This is a genomic window from Thermogemmatispora sp., assembly GCF_019683755.1.
In the GTDB taxonomy this organism is placed as follows: domain Bacteria; phylum Chloroflexota; class Ktedonobacteria; order Ktedonobacterales; family Ktedonobacteraceae; genus Thermogemmatispora.
On record NZ_JADGHT010000500.1, the window covers coordinates 1 to 2,553 of the forward strand.

Annotated in this window: 3 protein-coding genes; all 3 read right to left on the reverse strand. The window is 61.5% G+C overall.

Features of this window, described 5'->3' with window-relative positions:
- A partial coding sequence (locus tag IRZ24_RS19290) for a BadF/BadG/BcrA/BcrD ATPase family protein (RefSeq protein WP_297168085.1) occupies nucleotides 1–624 on the reverse strand: 624 nt, incomplete at its 3' end.
- Between the two features lie 42 nt (nucleotides 625–666).
- On the reverse strand, nucleotides 667–1,989 hold the full coding sequence (locus IRZ24_RS19295; RefSeq protein WP_297168088.1) for a hypothetical protein: 1,323 nt from the start codon (nucleotides 1,987–1,989) through the stop codon (nucleotides 667–669).
- Nucleotides 1,990–2,113: 124 nt separating this feature from the next.
- Nucleotides 2,114–2,553, reverse strand: a 440-nt coding sequence (locus IRZ24_RS19300; protein ID WP_297168092.1) for a Sir2 family NAD-dependent protein deacetylase, incomplete at its 5' end; no start/stop codon positions are given.

Genomic DNA, 2,553 nt, shown 5'->3' on the forward strand with positions numbered 1-2,553 from the left:
TTTTAGAGTCCGGTGGAGGACCTCTTCGACGCTGTCGGTGCCGAAGTAGGCTAGCACGCGTTGACGTAGGGTTGTGGGGGGACTGATGCCTAGTTCGGCGTGAAAGACTGCCGTCAGCACTTGGTGGCCAAGCTGGTTGGCCCCTTGGACGCTGTCCTGCCAGTGGCTCGAGTGCCAGGTGCGCCCGTCGGGTCCCCTGGCCCCGGTGGCGGCGCCGGTTCCGCAGATGACGGCGACTCCGCTGTGGGTGGGGCTGTCCATGCAAGCGGCGTGCAGGACGCCCAGGGCGTCGTTCTGGATCAGGAGTCGTCGCCCGTAGCCGCGGGCGCGCATGGCTGCCTCTAATAGGGCAAAGTCTTCTGGCCAGTCGGCACCTGCCATGTTGAAAACGGCAGCTTCCAGGTTGCTCGGTCTGCAGCCGGCTTGCTTGAGCGCCGCCTCGACCGCCCGTTCGATTTCTCGCAGGGCGGCTGGTTCGCCCTCGCTGGCTTGCTCTCCCCGGGGAACGTGGTAGATGTCCCCGCAGCCAGCTCGTCCCCAGCCGCGAATCCGGCCATCGAGGGTGGCCACCAGAGCCAGCGTCTTGGTGTTGCCTCCATCGACTGCGAGCACACATTCCCTCATGGTTCTCCCTTTCCTCTTCCTCTTTGGGTTAGTTAGTATGAGTTAGTGTAGGAGCCGCTCGGGGAGGTGGGCGCGATGGGCGGCAGCCATCTCGTCGTAGAGGGCTTCTGCTTTGCTCAGTGAGAGGACGAGGGGATGGCTGGCTAGGGCTCGGATGGCATCGCGGCGATTGCCGTGCCAGGCTGCTTCGGCGGTGAGGGCCTGGTATTCGGCTAGTTGGTTGATGAGGCCACGCAGGTGGGCTGGTAGTGGCTCGTGGACTAGTGGGGTGACCCCGTGACGGTCGACGTAGCCGACGAGTTCGACAACGCGGTCGTCTGGTAGTCCAGGCAGGGCACCCTGGTTGGGAACGTTGACGTACCAGAGTTCGCCGCGGTCGTTGTAGATGGCGTCCATGACATCGATGGCAAGCTCGAGTTCGTGCAGTCCCCCGCGTGAGCGCGCTGGGTCGAGCTCTGGAACTTCTCGCTCGGCCTGCTCACGGTAGTGGGACCAGTAGTCGGGGACGCTGGCCATGATATCTTGGGCGCGGGTGGTGGCTTTGGCTTGTAGTTCGGCTAGTAGCTCGTCCTTGTAGTAGTAGTACTGCAGGTAGTGATTGGGGAGCGCTTGCATGGTGATTGCCAGACGTAGCTGTCGCAGGGTGTAGCGGAGTTCAGGGTCGGTACTCTCTTCGCCTTCTGGGTGCTCGCGGCGCAGGCGCTCATAGGCCTCTTCCAGCAGTGGGAGGAAGTCTTGGCCCTCATAGCGCGGGTTGAGTCCCCAGGAGCCATGATTGAGGCCGCGAAAGCGTACGCTCAGTTGGGCGGGGTCAAGACCGGCGTAACGCGCAAAGCGAGCGGTGTCCATGATTGGCCCCTCGCAGAGGGAGATGGTTGGGATGGCGCTGTGGTGGGTTACGGCTTCCGAAATGATGTTGATGGGGTTGGTGTAGTTGAAGAGTCGTGCCTGTGGGCAGACGGCTTCCATGTCGGCGATGATCTCTTGCATCACGGCAATGCTGCGCAGAGCCATGAAGAAGCCTCCTGGCCCCTGCGTCTCTTGGCCGATGATGCCGTGCTTGAGGGGAATGCTCTCGTCAAGGTGCCTGGCTTCGAATCCTCCTGGCCGGTAGCTCGTGAGAACGGCGTCACAGTCTCGCAGTCCGGCGCGCCGGTCGGTAGTGATGGCGATGGTCAGGTCGAGGCCTCGGGCGCGCGCTAGTTTGTGGGCAATGGTTTGGACAATCCTGAGGTGTTCTTCGTTCAGGTCGATCAGGACAATCTCGGAGCCGTTGAAGTGCTCCCCTTGGGCGATGAATGAGGCCATTGTGCCAGCGGCTCGTGTGCTGCCGCCTCCGATGTAGGCAAGTTTGATACGGGCCACGGTCTGCTTTCTTCCTCCCCCTGGGCTGAACTGATCTAGACAACTAGATGATTCTAGTATACACTACCCTGTCTAGCTTCGTTTAGCTCAGCCCTCTCATCGTCTGTCTGATTGCTTTAGGGTGCTAGTCCAGGCTTCTGTTTGGGGGATGTCCTGGGTTACTCTCATTGTTGTGGGTGGGGGCGAGATCTGTGTTAGTAGTTGTCTTCCAGGTGGCTCTTACGAGGGCTGGGAGAATCTCGCCCGCCTTGCCGCGCAGGTCATAGAGTCGACCTGGTTTGAGTCCGTAGGGGGTCTCTTCCTCCAGCAGAGGTGTGCTTTCGGGGTTGATGACGGCTACGATTGCTCCTGCTCTGAGGGCGGTGTGGGGTAGTGAGGCCGTTGGCTCGACAATCCCTGAGGTGCCGACTACGAGTAGGATATCGCAGCTGAGCACGGCTTGCAGGGCCTGGTAGTAGGTCTGTTCGGGTAGTAGCTCGCCGAACCAGACGACGTCAGGCCTCAGGTAGCTGCCGCAGCGGGGGCAGCGAGGGGGAATTTCTTCTCCACTGGGGGGGTCTGGGT